Source organism: Niallia sp. Marseille-Q9988, from assembly GCF_976954375.1.
In genome coordinates this window covers 14,072-30,927 of sequence record NZ_CDRJSZ010000014.1, presented here as the reverse complement: position 1 = coordinate 30,927, position 16,856 = coordinate 14,072, and the positions used below count along the sequence as shown (strand labels likewise).

General features: G+C 37.0%; 12 protein-coding genes. 3 read left to right on the top strand and 9 right to left on the bottom strand.

The window, feature by feature from the left end:
• Nucleotides 1-217: 217 nt before the first annotated feature.
• From ACWNMZ_RS21210 to speE, 3 genes are all read right to left on the bottom strand, one after another.
• Nucleotides 218-1,318: an SH3 domain-containing protein gene (locus ACWNMZ_RS21210; protein ID WP_031538965.1), complete on the bottom strand. Its 1,101-nt coding sequence runs from the start codon at nucleotides 1,316-1,318 to the stop codon at nucleotides 218-220.
• 791 nt (nucleotides 1,319-2,109) lie between these two features.
• Nucleotides 2,110-2,982 (bottom strand): agmatinase, encoded by an 873-nt coding sequence (gene speB, locus ACWNMZ_RS21205; protein ID WP_031538966.1) that lies wholly within the window; start codon nucleotides 2,980-2,982, stop codon nucleotides 2,110-2,112.
• A gap of 55 nt (nucleotides 2,983-3,037) precedes the next feature.
• Nucleotides 3,038-3,865: a spermidine synthase gene (gene speE / locus ACWNMZ_RS21200; protein ID WP_031538968.1), complete on the bottom strand. Its 828-nt coding sequence runs from the start codon at nucleotides 3,863-3,865 to the stop codon at nucleotides 3,038-3,040.
• 387 nt (nucleotides 3,866-4,252) lie between these two features.
• Between speE and ACWNMZ_RS21195 the strand changes: the two genes are divergently transcribed.
• On the top strand, nucleotides 4,253-6,316 hold the full coding sequence (locus tag ACWNMZ_RS21195; RefSeq protein ID WP_284561755.1) for a transglycosylase domain-containing protein: 2,064 nt from the start codon (nucleotides 4,253-4,255) through the stop codon (nucleotides 6,314-6,316).
• A 527-nt stretch (nucleotides 6,317-6,843) separates the two neighbouring features.
• Nucleotides 6,844-8,304, top strand: a complete 1,461-nt coding sequence (locus ACWNMZ_RS21190) for an IS1182 family transposase (protein ID WP_449598492.1) — start codon at nucleotides 6,844-6,846, stop codon at nucleotides 8,302-8,304.
• Nucleotides 8,305-8,828: 524 nt separating this feature from the next.
• On the opposite strand, the gene ACWNMZ_RS21185 is transcribed toward ACWNMZ_RS21190, so the two are convergent.
• The 4 genes from ACWNMZ_RS21185 to ACWNMZ_RS21170 form a co-directional block, all read right to left on the bottom strand.
• Complete coding sequence (locus tag ACWNMZ_RS21185; protein WP_031540074.1) at nucleotides 8,829-10,757, bottom strand: endonuclease MutS2; 1,929 nt, start codon at nucleotides 10,755-10,757, stop codon at nucleotides 8,829-8,831.
• 424 nt (nucleotides 10,758-11,181) lie between these two features.
• Nucleotides 11,182-11,691 carry a YwhD family protein gene (locus ACWNMZ_RS21180; RefSeq protein ID WP_031540075.1) on the bottom strand — a complete coding sequence of 170 codons (510 nt, stop codon included), beginning with the start codon at nucleotides 11,689-11,691 and terminating at the stop codon, nucleotides 11,182-11,184.
• Between the two features lie 113 nt (nucleotides 11,692-11,804).
• Entirely contained in the window at nucleotides 11,805-12,443 is a 639-nt protein-coding gene (locus ACWNMZ_RS21175; protein ID WP_031540076.1) for a site-2 protease family protein, read from the bottom strand.
• Between the two features lie 462 nt (nucleotides 12,444-12,905).
• On the bottom strand, nucleotides 12,906-14,252 hold the full coding sequence (locus ACWNMZ_RS21170; RefSeq protein WP_048717475.1) for an ISLre2 family transposase: 1,347 nt from the start codon (nucleotides 14,250-14,252) through the stop codon (nucleotides 12,906-12,908).
• A gap of 294 nt (nucleotides 14,253-14,546) precedes the next feature.
• On the opposite strand from ACWNMZ_RS21170, the gene ACWNMZ_RS21165 reads away from it, so the two are divergent.
• The gene (locus tag ACWNMZ_RS21165) at nucleotides 14,547-14,732 is read left to right on the top strand and encodes a 2-hydroxymuconate tautomerase (RefSeq protein WP_031540077.1); all 186 of its coding nucleotides are present in this window, start codon (nucleotides 14,547-14,549) and stop codon (nucleotides 14,730-14,732) included.
• Between the two features lie 66 nt (nucleotides 14,733-14,798).
• Here the strand turns inward: ACWNMZ_RS21165 and ACWNMZ_RS21160 are convergent, their stop codons facing one another.
• The gene (locus ACWNMZ_RS21160) at nucleotides 14,799-15,305 is read right to left on the bottom strand and encodes a YwgA family protein (protein WP_031540078.1); all 507 of its coding nucleotides are present in this window, start codon (nucleotides 15,303-15,305) and stop codon (nucleotides 14,799-14,801) included.
• Between the two features lie 41 nt (nucleotides 15,306-15,346).
• Nucleotides 15,347-16,648: an HD domain-containing protein gene (locus ACWNMZ_RS21155; RefSeq protein ID WP_449598876.1), complete on the bottom strand. Its 1,302-nt coding sequence runs from the start codon at nucleotides 16,646-16,648 to the stop codon at nucleotides 15,347-15,349.
• Nucleotides 16,649-16,856 lie beyond the last annotated feature (208 nt).

Below are 16,856 nucleotides of genomic sequence, written 5' to 3'. Positions count from 1 at the left end.
TGTATGTTTTGTCCGCAAACACTACTATACAAAAAGAAAGTCCCTTTTTCTTTATTTTTGCTCATACTACCGCGCTTGCGTTTGGTTGGCGGTCTAACGACCACCAACCAAACCCAGAGGGTAAATTATTTTCTACCCACAAACATTTTACTCATACCGTCAAATGTTTAAGAACTACAACTAAAAAACCTACAGGGAGTCCTGTAGGTTTCTTCTTTTAATATTTGTTTAACTCTTGAATCGGTGTTTGAATAATTACTGGATTTTTCGAAGGATCTAACCATTTAAGAATCTTCACAACGTTCGCTTCGGAAGTTGCTGTGCATCCGAGGGTATAGCTATTTGCAATGTGGAAGAAGATTGCGCTGCCTTTATTCGGAATACGTTTGGTATTATAGTTTATAACAAATCCATATTTATAGGCTGGTACATTCATGTTTTCTGCGCTCTTCCACTGACCCTTTGTTTTCTTTTTTGATTGCCATGTATTATATAGCTTCGATTTTGGATCATCTACCCACACATCATCATTAGTAATTTTCCGATATGGTAATTTGGTTCCAGGGCTCTTTGCTGTTCCAAAGGCAGTTCCGATTGTAAATTTCCCTATAGGTGATTTTTTTCCGCCTTCCTTCATATCAGAGGTGATGCCAAGTTTACCAATATGTCCAGCCATAGTTAAAACTGGAACCCATTCCCCTTTAGCATTCTTTTCAAATGTACGAATTTCAGCAGTGGATGTATTATAGCCATTTGATGTGACAAGAATCAATTGCTTGTTTTTCCCTACTGTTTTTAAACCTGCAGCTAAATTTTTGGGAGCTGCTGGTTTTTTCGTTGTTAGGTATTTACTTGATACCCAACCGGTTTTCTTTCCAACCGTTACTTTGCTCCACGTTCCTTTTGTTTGGGTTACTTTTAATGATTGATTCTTTTTAACTGTCGTAACTATTTTGTACTTAGTACCTGCACCACTTCTCACATTTAATGTACTTGCTGTCACATACATTGTTTTCGTTGCAGTTGTTGCTTTTGCTACCGGCTTCTTTGTTGTTAAATATTTATTGGACGCCCATCCCGTTTTCTTTCCTACGGTCACCTTATCCCAAGAACCTTTTGTTTGTGTCACTGTCACTGCTTGATTTTTCTTTACCATCGTGACTACTTTGTGCGAGGTACTTGCTCCACTTCTTATATTAAGCGTGCTTGCTGTGACATATTTCGTTTTTTTGCTGGCAGCTTGGGCAGTATTTGCCGTGTGAAATCCTGTAAATAAAATCAATACTCCAATTAATAGAACAAAAATCTTCTTTCCCATTTTATTCCCTCGCTTTATCAAAATGATGCTATGTTCTAATCTATCTTTCCAGATTCATCCCCTCTAAAAGTTGCTTAAACCTTTCAATTTTTCTATATCTTAACATATCAAATCTGATTTTACGTTGGAAATGTTTAGAGGGATATTGTTGTGATTTATATGGTAGAGGAGATAAAAAAGAGGCTGAAAAAAAACTAAATAGCCAATCTGTAAAGATGAAAAATCTCTAATTTAGCGCTTAAATAAAGGTTCCTTTTATACAATGGTTATTTATGTTTTAAATATAGTCAGGTGTATAAACTATTTTGTTCCATTGCGCTACAAACACTCGCTTTCCGCGGGGAGGAAGCTGAGCCTCCTCGGCTTCGCCTGTGGGGTCTCAGCCTTTCCTCTATTTCCCGCAGGAGTCGAGTGTTTTCCGCTCCATTCCACTCCGTTATTAAAGGCAATTTCCTAAAAAAATATTGTTTTTTTAATAAAAATAAATTAGTAGGAGATATGAAGCAGCCTGAATACACGTAGACTCCTGTGGGATTAGCGAGACAGCCTGAGACCCTGCAGGCCAAAGGCAGACCGCGGCTCAGCGTGAGCCCCACGGAAAGCGGAGTGTATTCAGGCTGCGGGTGATCCAACTGAAACAGCTTTTTAAAAAGCTAATTAAAAAGCCAAACAATCATACGAAATTTCGTGTAATTGTTTGGCTTTCACCTGGGCTGGAATACTTATGTCCCGGCCTCATTTTAAGCAGTTAGCTTTCCCTTGATTTAGGTTCGGCTACTGTGTAAGATTTCTTATTTTACAAATCCTAAAAGCATTTCACGGATTAATTTACTTGCTGTATTGGCTGTTTGCTCAGATGGATCATAGATTGGCGCTACTTCTACTAAATCTGCTCCAACTACTTGAACATTAGAACGAGCAATTTCATGAATAGACGCTAGTAATTCTTTAGAAGTGATTCCACCTGCATCTACTGTACCAGTACCTGGTGCATGTGCTGGATCTAAAACATCAATATCTATCGTTACATATACTGGTCTGCCAGCAAGTGTTGGCAGGATTTCTTTTAATGGCTCTAATACTTCAAACTTCGAAATATGCATTCCTACTTCTTTTGCCCATTGGAACTCTTCTTTCATTCCTGAACGAATACCAAAGGAATAAACGTTTTTTGGACCAATTAGATTGGCTACCTTTTTGATTGGTGTAGAGTGGGAAAGTGGCTCTCCTTCATATTCATCGCGAAGATCTGTATGAGCATCCATATGTATGATTGCTAAATCTGGATATTTTTTATACATCGCTTGGAATACACCCCAAGATACTAAATGCTCTCCACCCATTCCAAGTGGGAATTTATTATCTCCGATTACTTTGTCCACAAATTCTTCAATCATATCTAAGCTTCGTTGCGGATTTCCGAATGGAAGCGGGATATCACCTGCGTCAAAGTATTTTACTTCATCTAGCTCTCTATCTAAATAGGGGCTGTACTCTTCTAACCCAACAGACACCTCTCGAATTCTCGCAGGACCAAAACGTGAACCTGGACGGAAGCTAACAGTCCAATCCATTGGCATTCCGTATAATACTACTTGGCTTTCTTCATAATTTGGATAACTTTTAATAAATACATTTCCTGAATACGATTCATCAAAACGCATTAGTAATCACTCCTTTTTCTATTCCCAGACAACTCGAACAATAAGCTGCTGTCCCCTACTCACAAAGATCCTGAACGAATTTTGGCAAAATGAAGGCTGCTTTGTGTAGTTCTTTTGTATAATATTTTGTTTCTATAGAATGGAAACGACTCTCTGGTACCTGTAATGGATCATATTTCTTGGAACCAATCGTGAACGCCCACATGCCACTTGGATATGTTGGAATATTGGCGATATATAATCTGGTTATTGGAAAATTTTCTTTTACATCTCTTTGTACAGAACGAATTAAATCTCCTTTAAACCATGGGTTGTCGCTTTGAGCAACGAAAAGACCATCATCCTTTAATGCTTTCGCTATCCCTGCATAGAAACCTTTTGTAAAGAGGTTAACAGCTGGCCCTACTGGTTCGGTGGAATCGACCATAATCACATCATATTCCTTCTCACTTTTGGCAATATGCATAAATCCATCGCCTACTTGGACATCTACGCGCGGGTCATCCAACTTCCCTGCTATTTCTGGTAAAAACTTCTTACTATATTCAATTACTTTACCATCAATATCAACAAGCGTCGCCTTTTTGACACTTGGATGTTTTAAAACTTCTCGAATGACACCGCCATCACCGCCACCAACAACGAGAACTTTCTCAGGGTTTGGATGTGTAAATAACGGAATATGGGCTACCATTTCATGATAAACAAATTCATCTTTAACAGATGTCATTACCATATCATCTAATAGCAGCATATTCCCCCACTCTTCTGTTTCTACCATATCTAGCTTTTGAAACGGTGTCTGTTCTGTATGTAATGTACGTTTGATTTTCATCGTGATACCAAAATGATCTGTCTGCTTCTCCGTAAACCAAATTCCCATTTTTCATATCCTCCATTCATTTGATTGGTTAAAGTACTTATAATCTAGAAGATTCATTGTCTTTTGTGATTCATTCCAATTATGGCCCATACTGCTTTTTCACAGGAGTCAATAACCTCTGCTCCAACCAACTAAAGACTAGTAAGGCATACCTTTAAAAAACACTTTTTATGAAAACAACCTTCTTTTTATACTTCCCAATCAAACAAATAACAAACACGAAAAAAGTATAGTGGATATTTACAAAAATGCAAAGAAATTTTTTTATATTCCATGATAAAAATGTTTAAAACACCAATCTTTACCACATACTAGTGCTATCTATTTATTGATTCGTGGAAAACGATAAAAAAAGAAGGAAGATCAACCTAAGGAGGTGTCATGCACTTGGAGGTCATTGTAAATAAATTAAAGAACTCTGGTAAGTATTTACGCTTATTCATCATATTAGGGCTCCTTTTCATGATAACCGCAAGCATCATTTTTATTGGTATATATGTATATGCTCGTACATTAGGACCTCCTCCTCTAGCCGTTTCTCAATCTACCATTTATTACTCAGATAACGGCAGTATTATTGGAGAAACCAGTAATGGGCAAAAAAGATATTGGGTGTCCATTGATGATATTAGTCCCTATTTAGTGGATGCTACTGTTTCTATTGAAGATAAGAATTTTTATTCCCATCATGGTTTTGATTATAAACGGATTGGTGGAGCAATTTTAGCTGATATTAAGGCAATGGCAAAGGTACAAGGGGCAAGCACGATTACTCAGCAATACGCCCGAAACTTATTTTTAGAGCATGAAAAGACATGGACGCGAAAAATTGCGGAAGCTTTTTACACCCTCCGTCTAGAAATATTTTATACAAAGGATGAAATTCTTGAAGGATATCTAAATACAATCTACTATGGCCATGGAGCTTATGGAGCAGAGGCAGCAAGTCAATATTACTTTGGAAAAGAAGCATCAGAGCTTACGTTAGCTGAAGCAACCATGCTTGCTGGAATACCAAAGGGACCAAGTCTTTATTCCCCTTTTGCATCAATGGAAAATGCGAAGAAAAGACAAGGTATCATCCTAAATTCTTTAATTGAAAATGACTATATAACAGTAGAGGATAAAACAATCGCTTTTAATGAAGAGCTCTCTCTCGTAGGAAAGTTTCCAAATGCTAGTATGGAAACAGCTCCTTATTTTCAAGATGCCGTTAAAAACATTCTTAAAAACCAGCTTCACTTGGATGACAAAACGATCGAATTAGGTGGCTTAAGGGTGTATACAACCTTGAATACGGAACAGCAAAAAATTGCAGAGGAAACAATTAGCCACACGATAGATAAGGATAGCGATATACAAATAGGCTTTGTTGCCATGGATCCATCTACTGGGTTTGTTAAAGCAATGGTTGGTGGCAGAGATTATGAACAAAGCCCTTTTAATAGAGCCATTCAAGCGACTCGTCAACCTGGCTCTACGATAAAGCCTTTATTATATTATGCAGCACTTGAACACGGCTTTACTCCTGTTACGATGATGAGCAGCGAGAAAACAACCTTCCGTTTTGATGATGGAAGGGATCCGTATACTCCGCATAATTTTAATAATAAATATGCAGATGGCAATATAACAATGGCCCAAGCGCTAGCGGTTTCCGATAATGTTTATGCGGTTAAAACCCATCTATTTTTAGGTCAAGATACATTAGTAAAAACAGGAGAAAAATTCGGACTTACAACCGATTTACAGGAGGTACCGTCTCTCGCTCTTGGAACATCCAATGTTCGCGTAATCGATATGACAAATGCTTATAGTATGTTTGCAAACGGAGGAAATAGTGTTTCTCCAGTTTTCATTACAAAAATCGAGACAAATGACGGGCAGATACTTTATGAACAGAAGGCGAAGAAGGAAAAGGTTTTAGACACGGACTTAACGTTCGTGATGAACCAAATGATGACAGGCATGTTTGATCCTAATCTGAATGGCTATGCATCTGTAACAGGAAGTACTGTTAAAAATGAGATAACAAGAATTTATGCCGGCAAATCTGGTTCTACTGAATCAGACAGCTGGATGATTGGTTATACCCCACAACTAGTGTCAGCTGTTTGGACTGGTTATGATCAAGGGGAACCAATTACGTTAACTGCTGATAAAACCTATGCCAAAAAAGTGTGGGTGCAATTTATGGAACAAAGCTTAAAAGAGGAACCAATCAAGGGCTTTATTCCTACAAAAGGTACTGTTGGAGTGTACATCGATCCTAAGAGCGGAAAACTTGCAACAGATGCCTGTGAAACAAAAAGAATGATGTATTTTACAAAAGAAACTGTTCCAACAGAATATTGCGCTGATTTACCAAAAGACGATTCTAGTGATAAACCAGCAAACAATGAAAAAACAAAAGAAAAAGTGCCCTGGTATAAACGGATTCTGCCTTGGTAGGAATAAAGTTTGAAAAGAGGCTGGGACATAAGTATTTCAATCAACAACAAACACGAACTATAATGTAATTTAATTATATTATAGTTCGTGTTTGTTTTTTAGAAAAAGGTTTAAAAACGAAGTGAAATGGAGCGGAGGACGCTCGACTCCTGCGGGAAATAGAGGAAAGGCTGAGACCCCGCAGCGCAGCGAGGAGACCACTGAAAAACTGATAGCTATTGATGATTGGTCGTAACCGCCTTTTAAACTTAGATGTGTAAATTGTTTTCCGAGGTGACCACTTGCTTTCCATGGGGCGAGCGCCGAGCCGCTTCGTCGCTACGCTCCTGCAGGGTCTCGGACTTTCTCGCTGCTCCCATAGGAGTCAAGCGGTCACCTCTCCAAACCAACTTAATATTCGCTTTCAAATAAATAAATTCTTATTTAATTTGGAAAAACTCCCAAAAAAAGGGGGGATATGCGGAATTTCTCCCCATATTCCCCCTTTTTCTTATATAATGGAAAAAAACGTTGGTGGGGAGTATTTTATGCTTGAAAAACAAGAGACATTAAACTTAAGTCCATATATGTTTATCTACGATTTAGTTGTTCCGAAAGATAACATGCTTCGCCAAATAAATGATTTGGTTGACTTTTCCTTTATCCTGGAGGAACTAACATCCAAGTATTGTTTGGATAATGGAAGAAACGCTATCCCACCAATCCGTATGTTTAAATACCTACTCTTAAAGGTAATCTTTGATTTATCCGATATCGATGTGGTGGAACGTTCTAAGTATGATATGTCCTTTAAATATTTTTTAGATATGGCTCCAGAAGATCCAGTGATCAATCCAAGCTCCCTAACGAAATTTCGGAGAATGCGGCTTCAAGATATTGCTTTATTAGACTTATTAATTGGGAAAACAGTAGAAATCGCAGTGGAAAAGAAGATAATCACGAGTAAAACGATTATCGTAGACGCCACCCATACCCTTTCCCGTTATCGAAATAAATCACCGAAAGAATATTTACAAGAGAAAGCCAAAAAAGTACGAAAGTTAATTTATTCGTTCGATGAATCGATAAAGGAAAAATTTCCGGCCAAACCTACTTCGAATGAAGTAGAAAAGGAGCTTGCCTATTGTTCCGCATTAGTAGAAGTAATAGAACAGGAGGCAAAGGTCGTACACATTCCAGCTGTACGTGAAAAAGTAAATGGATTAAAGGAAATAATAGAAGATTTCCAGGAACAGTCGTCTTATTCCAGTGATGAAGATGCGAGAACAGGTTATAAATCCGCTGACCATGCCTTTCACGGCTATAAAACGCATATTGCCATGTCTGATGAACGTATTGTGACTGCCGCTGTTATTACCTCTGGAGAACAAGGAGATGGAAAGTATTTAAAAGAGCTAGTGGAAAAGACAAATGAAGCAGGAATGAAGGTAGAAACTATCTTAGGAGATACAGCATATTCTGCAAAAGAAAATTTAGAATATACCAAGGAAAATAACATGCAGCTTGTTTCAAAATTACACCCAGTAATAACCAATGGACAACCTCATCGTAAGACGGGATTTGAATTTAACAAAGATGCCGATATGTATGCCTGTCCCGCTGGTCACTTAGCCATTAAAAAAGGAAAAAAGAAACGAGAAAAAGATGAAAACAGAAATCCGCAACTAAAATATTTTTTTGATGTTGAGAAGTGTAAAGTTTGTCCATTTAAAAATGGGTGTTATAAAGAAGGAGCGAAAACAAAGTCGTTTTCCGTTACGATTAAATCCAATACTCATTTGGAACAAGAGGCATTCCAAAAGACAGAAGAATTCAAAAAAATGGCAAAAGAACGATATAAAATAGAAGCGAAAAATAATGAATTAAAGAACAGACACGGGTTGAAAAAAGCAACTTCCTCGGGTTTATTTGGTATGCAGATTCAAGGGGCCACCACCATATTTGCGGTGAATTTAAAAAGAATTCTAAAGTTAATGAACGAAAAATAAGGGGAGGAATTGAAGGATTTAGGAAATTCACCTTTCATATATGGAGATATGTGGAAATAAGACATAAAAAACTAGAAAACAGATTTACCGATGATTTTTAGGATTTAAAAATCATCGGTTTTTCAGTGCCCTCGCAGCGAGGAGGCTTAGCTTCCTCCCCGGCGCATCGAGCGTCCGTAGCGCAATGGAACGACTTAGTTTTTACACTTATCTAGATTTAAAAACATAGATAACCATCATGAGAAAGTAGCTTTATTTAAGCGATAAATTAAAGATTGTTCGTCTTTAAAGATTAGTTATTTAGTTTTGTCCCAGCTTCTTTTTGTTCATATTAATAATATAGTGAGACTTCTCAGTATTACCTTAGCGGGATTTTTCTTGCTTTGATGGGCTTAGATGTGACTTCTCTGTTACCCCGTTTTCCCTTTTCTCGCTTCGGCAGGCATAGACTTACCTTCTCTATCATCTCTACAGTCTTCTTTTTGCCAAAACTGCCTTTCAGACAATTTAACTCAATCTCCCTCTTATTCCTCCTCCAGCCATACGTCTTCCACATATTTTCTTTTTTGCTGTTTGCTTATTTTTCGATATTCTTTTGATTTAAAAAGAATATCAAAATCATAATCTTCCGGATAGAGCTCTGTTCCTTTTATATATAGCTTTAATCGTTTTTGGTTAACTGTTCTTTTTTCCTGGCGAACCTGTACTACATATCTTCCTTGTGCATCTGGCCCTTTGTAAACAATTCCCATCTCCATGGTCTCTGTAAGAATTACATTATCTCCTTGTTCAAAAATCGGCTCCTGAGAAAGAGGGATATCAACCGTTTTCTTCCCCAATGTATTTCGAGCGTATTTATTAACAACGATTTGCTGTTTATAATCCGCATCGTCTAACCGTTGTTCCTGTTGAAAATTCCGATGTGTTTTATAGGTTATTTCATGGGCCTTTTCAATAAGTTTAGGGTGTAAACCTAGTTTGCTTGCAATTTCAAATGCTTGGCTTCTTCCGCTTTGCCCCAATAATAGCTTATACGTCGGTCGCAGAGTATCGATATCAAATTCCATCGTTCCATTTAAAAAACCTTCTGTTTGATCTGCAAATTCTTTCATTTCACTATAATGAGTTGTGGCAAATAATGTTGCCCCTTTTTGATAAAGCTGTTCCAAAATAACAATCGCCAGTGCCATCCCTTCTCCAGGATCTGTACCTGATCCCAGCTCATCAAGTAATACAAGAGAGCGATCATTGGTCGTTCTTAAAATATCAATAATATTCACTAGTCTGGAACTAAACGTACTTAAATTTTGTTCAATGCTTTGTCCGTCGCCAATATCCACAAATATATGCTGAAAGACCGCTATTTTACTGCCTTCTTTTGCAGGAATAAGTAAACCTGACTGAGCCATCATTGTCAATAAACCAATCGTTTTCAATGTTACCGTTTTTCCCCCTGTATTCGGACCGGTTATTACTAATGCCCGATGCTCTTCTCCAAATGAGATGGTTAAAGGAACAGCCTTCTCACCAAGCATTGGATGGCGGGCTTCTTTTAAATGAATCGTATAGTCTTCTGTTAAAACAGGTGACTTTGCTTCAATGGATCTGCTATATTTTGCTTTCGCAAATAAAACATCATAATAATGCATTGTTTCGATGGCTAATTGAATTGCCTTTTCCTCGCCTAAAAGTCTTTCCGTTAATTCATATAAAATCCGCTCAACCTCATACTCTTCTGAAAGTTTCAATGTTTCGATTTCTGCTTGCATATCTGCTAATTCGAGTGGTTCGATAAAAAGTGTTGCTCCTGATGCTGAGGTATCCAATACACTACCTTGGATTTTCGTACGATATTCTCTTTTTACGGATAGAGTTAGATGACCACTACGTTCTGATACTATTTTATCTTGCAGATAGCCTGCATATTTTTTGGATTTCACAAGTTGATTTGCTTTTTCTTTTACTCTGTCTGTTAAGATAGACAGCTGTCTTCTTAAATATGCTAAGTCACCGGAGGCATAGTCATCGACATTCCCGTGTCTAATGCATCTCGCTATTTCTTCTGTAAGCTCTCGAACATCAGGGATGGATTGAACGTAAAGAGAGACATTCGGCGCGACATATTCTTTATCACGCATAAACTGCTTTAGCTTTGTACAATGCTCTAAAAAGGAAATGATAAACGGGAATTGATCTGCTCGAATATAGATTCCTTTCTTCGCCTGATTAAGATAAAGGGACATTTCATCTAGTGTATGAATGGGCACACTGCTTGATATTTCTAATATTTTCATGGCCTCTTCTATTTCTTTTAACGATTGTTCCATTCTTCTTATATCCTGCATTGGGCGAATTTTCTGGATTGTTTCTTTCGCTAAATTAGTTTTCGCAAAAGTTTCTATTTCCTCTAAAATCCTATGAAATCCTAGTACTTCAAATGTCTGCTGATTCATTTTTATAACCTCCTGTTTTCTTTAAATAAATGACTTTTTTCGTAAAGTTTGTTGGCGATCGACCACAGCCAAATAAAAAAAGCCAGCATGAACAAACGCTCACTGGCTTTTTTCAGGGGTAGACCTATCCGCTTTAAGCGGCATGAGGAAATCCTTCGCAATAAAGTAAAAAAGCTATGACAAATATGCCATAGCTTATACCATCTATTGCTTGCTATGAGGCTTATTCTTAACCTTCCTTGAAATTTGCATGCTAAATAAACCGGTATAAGTCCGATTTTTTAACAAAATTCAAGGCCGTATAAAATTAACGGTTAGTTAAGAACACTCACACTCATAAAACAATCTCCTTAAAAGGGCTTTTTATTTTTACTCCCTTTTAGTTTATCCATTTTTCTTTTCCATTGTCAACATTTTCAAAAAATTAATCTGCTAAATCCTTTTTCAATTGGTCTAAAGAATTATCCCATAGTTGCTGATCATGTTTTTTTAAGAAATCAGCAAGCACCTTTTTGGACTTATCATCCATATGATCGACCATAATATGTCTTTTCATACTTTTATCCATCTTGTTCACATGTTCTGGAAGTGACTTATACCCTCTGCGAATGGAACGGTCTACTGTCATTTCACACGCTGTCACCCCAGCATAATATGGTCCTTCTTGCTTGCGGTCAATCGTTACCCACACTAGCCAATAAGGCTTACCATTTGGAACTTCTTCTTTCGTTTTCAAAAATTTGATACCACGCTCTACTGCACTTCTTGCGTGCATTGCACCGATATCGACGATTGCTTCTCCTTCTTCCACATCAATAATAACAGGAGAGACATTTTCTAAACTAAGACTGCCAATTCCAAAGCCTTTATGCCCATCGGTCGGGTCATTTTTAATAATATTAAAACCTATTGTCTTTTTCTTTTTTCCTTCCACTTTTCATACTCCTCCTGCAAATTTATTAGCTGCTATGTTTTCGTTCTCCTTTTGAGGTCAATAAATTCTGGTGTATAAAAAACGTCTCTTTTTCATTCTGTGAAAAAGAGCGATTAAAATAATAATTGATTAAACAGATTGAGAAAAAAGATTCGTACAAACTCAATCCATGGGAATATCGTATAGCTCGATAATCCTGTAACAATTAATACAATAAATAAAATAGAACCATATACCTCATATTTTGACATTTGCGCTCTCACTCGAGAGGAAACCAAATCTTCAATAATTCGGTAACCATCAAGTGGTGGTAGAGGGATTAAATTAAATGCAAAGAGTAATAAATTCATATAAATAAAAATTTGAAAAAACGGATATAAATCAAAGTTGCTTCCTATAGGTACATTTAACTTTATTAAGATTGCAATAATGATAAAGCCAAGAAAAGCTAGTATTAAGTTACTAAAAGGCCCTGCTAATGATACCAATACTCCAGCTAGCTTAGGTCGTTTAAAGTAATGACGATTAACCGGTACTGGTTTCGCCCATCCAAATCCTGCGAGCAAAATAAAAATTGCACCAATTAGGTCAATATGAACGATGGGATTTAATGTCAGCCTTCCTTGCTTTTGAGCTGTTGGATCGCCAAATTTATAGGCTACAAATGCATGTGCAAATTCATGGATGGTAAAACCTATTACAATAGATATAACAATATAAGGCAAATCCGCCAAATTTTGCGAAAATAACAAATGATTAGCTCCCCTCTATACTGAGTTCAATGGAAAACGTCTCTTTTCTCTCTATGTTTCCTTTTAAAATTATACATGATTATAAATTGGAAAGGAAAATATTCTTTCTCCTAGTTTGAGTCAAGTATTTGTGGGAGAAATTTTTTATCGTCGGAATTTCTCTCTTTTTCAGTGTGTTTGCTATCTCTATTGTTAACGCTTTCTATACTTACTCTATTTATAGTCAGGCTGTTTTCGTAAAATTTTTTGGGATCAATAGACCGTTCCTTTCCGCTACAGGCACTTGCTTTCCGCGGGGAGGAAGTCGAGCCTCCTCGCCGTTCCGGCTGTGGGGTCTCGACCTTTCCTCTATGTCCCGCAGGAGTCAAGTGCCTTTCGCTCCAATCCACTCTGCGTTTTCTATGTTGTTAAAATCCATAACCTTTTAGAATACAGTTTACAGTTAAACGTCGACAATCCTTTTTAAAATCCTTGTAATGCTTTTAACGCATGATATAGTGGCTTTCCTGTTGTTTGACTCAAATAGGCAATGTTTTGTCTTGTTGCCTGTCCTGCTGTTTTGGTTAGTTTTTCACGGTAGTATTTTGGTTTTATATGATTTGATTCCTTCTCTTCCAATCGTTTCGTCATTGTTCCGATCAGTGTTTTAATATCTAATCCATCTTTTAAGCCAACCATGAATCGAATAAATGCATCTATTCCTTTTTCACTCCATGCCCTTCCGTTTTTCAGACGCTTGGCAAACACACTCATGGTTCCTTCTGCGCTGCCCATCGGACGCATATCACTCGTATCTATTCCTTGTTCCTGTAACCAAATTCTATAGTCTCCAAGTGCCTCGGGATATGGAGAAAGCTGGTTAATTAATGCTTCTAATCGTTCTTCTTTTTTCTCTGTATCCAGGGTCGCCACTGCACTATTTAACTCTACTAATAATCCCTCTCCATCATACTTAGCTAGCTTTTTTCGTATCGCTTTATATCTAGGATGTTCTTTAAAAATACGTTGGATTTCTCGAGCTACGTGGAATCTGTCTATCGTGAAAAAAGCTTTCTTTTGAAAATACTCTCTGCACGCAGTTATCCAACTAGCTCCGTCCCCATTGATAGCTAAAAGATGAGTAGTTGGATCGTAATGATACGTATCCATTAAAAATTGTTCTAACTCTTCCCAGAAAGGTGCTTCTGCTTTATGAATAAAATGCCGTTTTCCCACAAGACTGGCTCTCTTTCCATTCATAGACCAACCTTCATGGATAGCTGCGATCTTTTCTTCTCGTCCGCGCTTCTTACCACCTTGCCGTTTAATAAATAAGCCATCTACTTCGATAAATAATACCTTTCTTTTTGGTTCGATTGGCAAGCTCGGTACAACTTCTGTTTGTAATAAATGTTGACGAATCGCTTCATGACTAGCTACAGAGTATCCAAGTAATTTTTCTAACGTAGAAGATGCATGTCTGTATGATGGCCCAGTAACCGCCAATTCCATCGCCATTTCTTCCACAACTGGACTAAATCCTTTACCGCCCTCAAACTGTAAATATTGATCTAATAAATAGACATATTTGTTGCCGATACGATCCCAATAGTAATTTCGCTTAATTGAAACAGATCCAAATAAGGTGTCCATCTGAATCGCTCTCTTATCTTTGAGTTGATATCTTCCTTTATCTCGTTGTTCAGCTATTTCTCTGTCATACCCAGTTAACAGCTCCTCGAGAACTTCCGAAAAAGTTTCCTGTAATGTTTTAAATAAATCACTTTCTATTTCTTTTAATGTAGGTAGTTTTATGGTATTTTGTTTCATAGGGACTTTCTCCTTTTGTATGTTTTGTCCGCAAACACTACTATACAAAAAGAAAGTCCCTTTTTCTTTATTTTTGCTCATACTACCGCGCTTGCGTTTGGTTGGCGGTCTAACGACCACCAACCAAACCCAGAGGGTAAATTATTTTCTACCCACAAACATTTTACTCATACTTTCTCCTATGAAAAAATCAAGTGAAGTAGCCTCTATTTTACCTACCATTTTTTAGTAGAGACTTGCACTTTTCCAAAAAATATGAAAAACTACAATCAAAAACCAAGGAGGATTTTAACCATGCCCTATGTAACTGTAAAGATGCTAGAAGGTAGAACAGAGGATCAAAAAAGAAATCTAGTAGAGAAAGTAACAGAAGCAGTAGTGGAGACGACAGGTGCATCAAAAGAAAAAGTTGTTGTCTTTATTGAGGAAATGCCAACAAACCATTATGCAGTAGCTGGCAAGCGCCTAAGTGATCAATAATAACAATCACCTTAAAAAAGGCCGTCAAAAAGCAATGAAATAATTTGCTTTCGACGGCCTTTTTATTTAATGAATCGTTTTTTCTTTTAAACTGTCAATATATGCGTAAGCTATCTCAATTTCTTCTTCTGTATATTTTTGCTTTGCTTTTAAAGTAAAAACTTTTTCCTTTACCTCTTCCTTCGATAAAGTATCGAAAAATAGAACGGTGGAAACAAGCTCAAGAAATCTTGAGTTTTGGCCATTCATATCCTCTAGACAAGGAGATAAGTTTGGCATCTCTACTTCATTAAGGGTAAGAAATTCTTTACCATTATCTGTGAGTGTATAGCGATATTGGAAATATCCGCCTTTTTTTTCTTTTACTTCATTTAAAAATCCCATATTACATAATTCTTCTACTCGCAAGGTTAGTTCTTCTGAATAAGGACCGAAAAAGTGAAATTGATATTTTTCATGAAAAGGAAAATCAAGCTTTTTCGCAATATATATCATTTTTTGTAGCTTTTTTCTTCCAATAATTTCGCCCGATGCAGCAATTGCTTTCATTACTTTGGCATGATCTTTTAACAAATTGGGTCATCTCCTACTCCATTTAATCCTAAAACACGCATCTATTGAATATCTAACAATTGACGAATTTGATTTTTGACTTTCCCTTTGGAACTGTCATCCTTCAGAATATCCTTTGGAAAATACAGCTTATGATCTGTTCTTCTTTTTCCAGAAATACTATCGACTATTTCTGATTCTCTGGAAAGCTCTCTGATTTCTCCATTTTTCATCAAGAGATGGATCGGTAACCGCTCTTCTTCCTCACCTGGCCTGTAAAAGTCATAAGGAAGATCGGAAGAGGAATCCACAACCAAATAATACTCTGGATCTAACCCTGCTTTTTGAAATAAACCAGATAGTTCCTGAAGTTTTTTATACTCTTTAGCTGGATCAAACTCTACATATTTAAAAAGATTTCGATTCATAAACCTGCGGCAAAGATCCTTTAAAATGACATCATCTTCCTCTTGCCACATTTGGAAATAATAGAGAATAATAGCTTCATCCAATTTCAAATAGTCTTCTAAAGATGTCTCTTCTTCAAAGAGTGAGTAAAAATGAATTGGGTGATATTTAAAGGGGTAGAACTGCTCGTGTAAGTATTTTGCTCTATGTAGAATTTTTGTAAGAATTACTTCCGCACTTCTTGTTACTGGGTGAAAATATACCTGCCAGTACATTTGATAGCGGCTCATAATATAATCTTCTACTGCGTGCATTCCACTTTTCTTAATAACAGCCTGATCTTCACGGGGACGCATCACACGCAAAATTCGCTCCATATCGAAATTCCCGTAGCTAACCCCTGTAAAATAGGCATCCCTTAGTAAATAATCCATGCGATCTGCGTCAATTTGACTGGAGATTAAACTGACTACTAGTTTTTCTTTCGAGGTCTTTGCAATTACTTCGGCAACCTTTTTTGGAAAATCCTTTTCCACTTTTGTTAAAACTTTATTTACTTCTGTCTTGCCAAGAATAATCCTACGCGTAAATTCTTCATGATCAAGATCAAACACTTTTTCAAATGAATGAGAAAAAGGTCCGTGTCCTAAATCATGCAAGAGGGCAGCACATAAAGAAAGCAATCTTTGGTTATTATTCCACTCTTCTCTGCCTTCAAAGACATCATCGATTATTCTTCTAACAATTTCATATACTCCTAGAGAGTGGTTAAATCTACTATGTTCCGCACCATGAAAGGTAAGATAAGTCGTGCCCAACTGTTTAATTCTTCGCAGGCGCTGAAACTCTTTTGTTCCTATTAAATCCCATATTACTCGATCGCGCACATGTATATAGCGATGGACTGGATCTTTAAATACTTTTTCTTCGTTTAGCTTATCCGTCGAATATGGCATCTTTCTTCACTCTCTTTCGTTCTATTGACTATTTTTTATTTATTCTAGTAATTTAGAGTACACTCCATATTCTAAAGATAGAAAAAGAGGGTTCCGTTTAAGCATTTTAAAAAGGGAAAAATAATCTTTTTCTCCATAAAATAACTATCTAGTGGAAACTCCTCTGGTTTTACAAGGCTATGTTCGTAAAGTTTGTTGCTATCGAAAG